This window comes from Pseudomonas sp. MF6396 (assembly GCF_002018915.1).
Classification (GTDB): Bacteria; Pseudomonadota; Gammaproteobacteria; order Pseudomonadales; family Pseudomonadaceae; genus Aquipseudomonas; species Aquipseudomonas palmensis.
This window is the reverse complement of the sequence record NZ_MVOK01000062.1, coordinates 1-4,905: the sequence shown is the minus strand read 5'-3', so window position 1 is coordinate 4,905 and position 4,905 is coordinate 1. Positions and strand designations below refer to the sequence as shown.

Genomic DNA, 4,905 nt, shown 5'->3' with positions numbered 1-4,905 from the left:
CGAAGGAGTGGGGGCAACAGCAGCTGCGCTGGTAGACTTATCCACAGTTGCTGGTAACAAAATCAGCAATCCGCCCTGGGTCAAATTTCAATCGGCAGGGTGGGTCAATTTTCCATCAGCGCCAACACACTAAGCAACCATCAGAAAATTTTGACTGTACGCCAAAAAATTCGCATCTACCAGCATCTAAACAGGCGTTGTTGATTATCATAAAACACTGACACTGTATTATATAATCGTGCTTTTGTGTTATTTTTTTAATATTTACTGATTACGTACTTGCTTAACCACTCAGTTGCGCTAGAATTAATAGACGCGAAATTTAAATCTCTAATTTTCCAACACTTAGTAAAACCTCGTTTGCCATCCCACTACCATTGTAGGAGCAAATCAGGAGACATAAAAAATTAGCGGTAGCGTGCCTGGCCCTCTAGATAAGTATTGGAGACTGTAATGAAGTTTGAAAAGTCACAGACAGCAATCGACCACCTGACTCCCGAGCAACACCGAATTACCCAGGAGGCGGGCACCGAAAGGCCCTTCACGGGCGAGTACAACGACAACAAGGAGCCTGGCATCTACGTCGACATAGTGTCGGGAGAGCCACTGTTCGCTTCGACGGACAAGTTCGATTCGGGTACTGGCTGGCCCAGCTTCACCAAGCCGATCGTTTCGGCAAACGTGAACGAGGTGCGGGACAGCGCACACGGCATGGTCCGGACGGAGGTCAGGTCAGTACACGCAGACAGTCATCTCGGCCATGTGTTCCCCGATGGTCCTTCCGACCGCGGCGGTCTGCGGTACTGCATCAACTCAGCGTCCCTTCGCTTCATCCCGCGCGACGAGATGGAGTCCGAGGGATACGGTGAATATCTCGATCAAGTAGAGGAGGCTTAACATGCATCAGCGCGCTGTTCTCGCAGGAGGATGTTTCTGGGGCATGCAGGATCTGATCCGCAAGCGGCCCGGCATCATCTCGACCCGTGTGGGTTACACGGGCGGCGATATTCCGAACGCCACGTATCGTAATCACGGCACGCATGCCGAGGGGATCGAGATTGTCTTCGACCCGACAGTGACGAGCTACCGGAACATCCTGGAATTCTTCTTCCAGATCCACGATCCGACGACGCTGAACCGCCAGGGCAATGATCGTGGGCTCTCCTACCGGTCGGGCATCTATTATGTCGACGAGGAGCAGAAGCGCGTCGCCGAGGATACGATCGCCGATGTGGATGCCTCGGGGCTGTGGGATGGCAAAGTGGTGACCGAGGTCCAGCCGGTCGGCGAGTTTTGGGAGGCCGAGCCCGATCACCAGGATTATCTGGAGAAGCGCCCGGGCGGCTACACCTGCCACTTCGTCCGTCCCGGCTGGGTGCTTCCGAAGCGCCAAAAGGTTGACGACGTACAGCCAGCGGCCGGGACCGCGGCGGAATAGGCTTCACTGCCGTTGCCACTGCGCCGGTCCGGTCCGCAATCTTCGTGACCGCGTCGTTCAGCGACGCGGTCATCGAACCCTACTTCAGAGTGACGGCTCGTTCCAGTCAGTCGCCATCGCAACACCAGGATCGCAGATTTATGCCAGACCTCTCGTCCTTTCCGATCACGCAGCGCTGGCCGGCATCTCATCCCGATCGCCTGCAACTCTACGCAGCCCCTACGCCCAATGGCGTCAAGGTCTCGATCATGCTTGAGGAGACTGGCCTGGCGTACGAGCCCCACCTGATCGACATCTCGAACAACGAGTCGAAGGATCCGGCGTTCGTGTCGCTGAACCCGAACGGACGCATACCGGCGATCATCGATCCGGCTGGCCCTGACGGTAGACCCATCGCCTTATGGGAATCCGGTGCGATCCTCCTCTATCTGGCCGACAAGACGGGTCAGTTCATCTCCACCGAACCAGGCCAGCGTTACGAGACCCTAGCGTGGGTGTTCTTTCAGATGTCGGCCATCGGGCCGATGTTCGGTCAGCTCGGCTTCTTCCTGCGATTTGGCGGCAAGGACTATGAGGACAAGCGGCCGCAACAGCGCTTTATCGACGAATCCACGCGTCTGCTGGGGATTCTGGATCGCCGGCTGGAAGGCCGCGACTGGATCGTCGACGACTATTCGATCGCGGACATCGCGACGCTCGGCTGGGTGAATGCGCTGGTGGAATTCTACGCTGCGGGTGACATCCTTGGCCTCAGCAGCTTTTCGAACGTCCGCGCATGGCTTGGACGCGGGCTGGCTCGACCGGCCGTCCAGCGTGGCCTCCACATTCCCGCGAGGCCAGCATGAGCATCATCGCCGCCTATTATTACAACGAAGGCAAGCGAGTTCGCGAAATCGCGCTCGATGAGCACGTCAAGTTGGGCGAGAGTCGCTCGGGCTTCTGCTGGATCGCGCTTAGCGAACCCACCCCCGAGGAACTACTCGCGATCCAAAGGACATATAATCTTCATCCGTTGGCGATCGACAACGCGATGCACCCGCTGTGCCCGCCCAAGCTCGAGGTCTACAACGATGAGTTGTACGTCGTCGCGCAGACCGCCGAGCTGGTCGGCGACCGGATCAGCTACGGCAAGATGGCGATCTTCACCGGTCACAATCACCTTATCACCGTGCGGCACGGCAATGCCGGAGCGCTGGGCAAACTTCGGGAGCAACTCGAGGCATCGCCGACGCAGTTCGGCAAGGGTGTCGACTATGTGCTGCACGCGATCTTGCATCGCGTGGTCGACCAGTATCTGCCCATCTTCGAAATGATCGAGGACGACGTCCTGGCGATGGAGCGACGGTCGCTGCACGATTTCCTCGGGCCAGAAGAGGTGGCGCGAATCTTCGAACTAAGGTCCGAACTCACGCGGTTCCAGCGCACGCTCAGGGCTATGGCCGAGCTGGTGCGAAAGCTCGTTCGCGGCCACTTTCCCTGCATCAGCGCCGAAATGACACCATATTTCCACGACGTCGCGGACCATGTCCACCGCGTGCAGTCCATGGTCGACGGCCTCCTGCTTGTCCTGTCCACGGTCTTTGAGGCCAGCAGCCTTCTGGAAGCGCAAAGGATCGGTGTGGTCACCCGCCAGCTCGCGGCCTGGGCGGCAATACTGGCAGTCCCGACGGCGATCGCTGGAATATACGGCATGAACTTTAAGCACATGCCGGAGCTGGACACGGCCTACGGATACTTTGTCGTGCTCGGAGTGATAGCGATATCGTGCGTTTTCCTATTTGTGCGCTTCAAGAAGGCTAAGTGGCTGTGAATACTGCCCATCGTTTTCTTCGCCGTCATCTGACGGTTACAGCGGGCCTTATACGGAAGCTTGTCCAATCCAACTCAAGATGAAGGTGCGTCCATGACATAGCAGCTGACCGACGCTCTACAAGCAGTTCAGTCCTTCATCGCCAAGGGCTAAGACCGCGAATAGCGCGTCAAGGACAGCAATCTCGTCGATCTCGAGCCAGGATCAACCATCGGTCCGTGCGGCATCTGCGTCGACGCGGCGTTTCGCCTCGGAAGCGGTGATGATGGCGATAACGCCTCCACCCTCTACGCGATCACCGATCCGGCGACCGAGCATAAGGGCCTGTTGATCGACGTGTTCGATGAAATCTGCTACCGCGACCCAGTTCAAGAGTCGGGACCTCAATGTAGAAGAAGTTGACTAACGAGCATTCGCGTCATCCGATCAAGCAAGCTGGAGACATTTATGAAAGCCATTGGTTACAAGGTTCCGGGACCCATCGCCGCGGATGCCGCGCTGGTCGACATCAATCTGCCTCGGCCTGTCGCTGCAGGATACGATATCCTGGTTGAGGTGAAGGCCGTCTCGGTCAACCCGGTCGACTACAAGGTCCGCAACAGCACGCCGCCGGCAGATGGCGATTGGAAGGTGCTGGGATGGGATGCCGCCGGGATTGTGCGCGAGGTCGGCCCCGACGTCACGCAGTTCGAGTTAGGCGACGAGGTCTATTATGCCGGATCGATCACACGGCCCGGTACCAATGCGGAGTTCCATCTCGTCGACGCCCGGATTGTCGGTCACAAACCTGCGTCGCTCTCCTGGGCGGAAGCGGCGGCGCTGCCGCTGACGACGTTGACGGCCTGGGAGGCGATGTTCGACCGCCTGGACGTGGCGAAGCCCGTACCCGGTGCGGCGGAGGCGATCCTCATCATCGGTGGCGCGGGCGGGGTTGGGTCGATCGCCGTCCAGATCGCGCGACAGCGCACGGACCTCACCGTCATCGCCACAGCCTCTCGACCGGAAACCCAAGAGTGGGTAAGAGGGCTTGGAGCTCACCACGTCATCGACCATTCTCGTCCGCTCGCGCCACAGATCGCCGAACTCGGCATCGGTGCTCCCGCTTTCGTCTTTTCGACCACACATACCGAGCAACATGTCGCCGACATCGCCGAACTGATCGCCCCACAAGGACGGTTCGGACTGATCGACGATCCCAAGGCATTCGATATCATGGTTTTCAAGCGCAAGGCGGTGTCGATCCACCACGAGCTGATGTTCACGCGGTCGATCTACGGCACGCCCGACATGAATGAGCAGGGCGAGATTCTGGATGCGATGGCAGCGCTGGTTGACGACGGCAAAATCCGCACGACGCTGACCCGGCGACTGTCGCCGATCAATGCCGCCAATCTGAAGACGGTGCATGCACTGATCGAAAGTGGCGCGGCTAAAGGCAAGATCGTCCTCGAAGGCTTCTAACGACCGCGATCGCCAAACATCTTGTCCAACCTCAAAAAGCCGAACGGGTTATGCCCCAGCGATGAGAATCCCATGACCAAATCTATTGCCACCGCCTCGATCAACCGCGAAACCGCAGTCGCCCTCATCGACGCGGCGCTCGCTGCGGCCCGTGCCATCGGCATCCCGGCTGCCGTCGCCGTCGTCGACGCCACCG

At 58.6% G+C, this 4,905-nt stretch carries 6 protein-coding genes; 5 read left to right on the top strand and 1 reads right to left on the bottom strand.

The window, feature by feature from the left end; translation table 11 throughout:
- Window positions 1-453 precede the first annotated feature (453 nt).
- From msrB to MF6396_RS27670, 4 genes are all read left to right on the top strand, one after another.
- The gene (gene msrB, locus MF6396_RS27685; RefSeq protein ID WP_003464965.1) at window positions 454-897 is read left to right on the top strand and encodes a peptide-methionine (R)-S-oxide reductase MsrB; all 444 of its coding nucleotides are present in this window, start codon (window positions 454-456) and stop codon (window positions 895-897) included.
- Between the two features lies 1 nt (window position 898).
- On the top strand, window positions 899-1,438 hold the full coding sequence (gene msrA / locus MF6396_RS27680; RefSeq protein ID WP_003464967.1) for a peptide-methionine (S)-S-oxide reductase MsrA: 540 nt from the start codon (window positions 899-901) through the stop codon (window positions 1,436-1,438).
- Between the two features lie 140 nt (window positions 1,439-1,578).
- Window positions 1,579-2,283 carry a glutathione S-transferase N-terminal domain-containing protein gene (locus MF6396_RS27675; RefSeq protein ID WP_003464969.1) on the top strand — a complete coding sequence of 235 codons (705 nt, stop codon included), beginning with the start codon at window positions 1,579-1,581 and terminating at the stop codon, window positions 2,281-2,283.
- Window positions 2,280-3,248 (top strand): magnesium and cobalt transport protein CorA, encoded by a 969-nt coding sequence (locus tag MF6396_RS27670; protein ID WP_011979111.1) that lies wholly within the window; start codon window positions 2,280-2,282, stop codon window positions 3,246-3,248. The genes MF6396_RS27675 and MF6396_RS27670 overlap by 4 nt, the downstream gene beginning before the upstream one ends.
- A 204-nt stretch (window positions 3,249-3,452) precedes the next feature.
- Here MF6396_RS27670 and MF6396_RS28890 read toward each other — a convergent pair whose 3' ends face one another.
- Complete coding sequence (locus tag MF6396_RS28890) at window positions 3,453-3,620, bottom strand: hypothetical protein (RefSeq protein ID WP_016487060.1); 168 nt, start codon at window positions 3,618-3,620, stop codon at window positions 3,453-3,455.
- A gap of 75 nt (window positions 3,621-3,695) precedes the next feature.
- Here MF6396_RS28890 and MF6396_RS27665 point away from each other — a divergent pair, with 75 nt between their 5' ends.
- The gene (locus MF6396_RS27665) at window positions 3,696-4,709 is read left to right on the top strand and encodes a zinc-binding alcohol dehydrogenase family protein (protein ID WP_002118279.1); all 1,014 of its coding nucleotides are present in this window, start codon (window positions 3,696-3,698) and stop codon (window positions 4,707-4,709) included.
- Window positions 4,710-4,905: the final 196 nt, after the last annotated feature.

Bases quoted from the DNA above. Each gene is read 5' to 3' on its own strand.
- MF6396_RS27665 (WP_002118279.1), top strand. From the start codon at position 3,696: ATGAAAGCCATTGGTTACAAGGTTCCGGGACCCATCGCCGCGGATGCC.
- msrA (WP_003464967.1), top strand. From the start codon at position 899: ATGCATCAGCGCGCTGTTCTCGCAGGAGGATGTTTCTGGGGCATGCAG.
- msrB (WP_003464965.1), top strand. From the start codon at position 454: ATGAAGTTTGAAAAGTCACAGACAGCAATCGACCACCTGACTCCCGAG.
- MF6396_RS27670 (WP_011979111.1), top strand. From the start codon at position 2,280: ATGAGCATCATCGCCGCCTATTATTACAACGAAGGCAAGCGAGTTCGC.
- MF6396_RS27675 (WP_003464969.1), top strand. From the start codon at position 1,579: ATGCCAGACCTCTCGTCCTTTCCGATCACGCAGCGCTGGCCGGCATCT.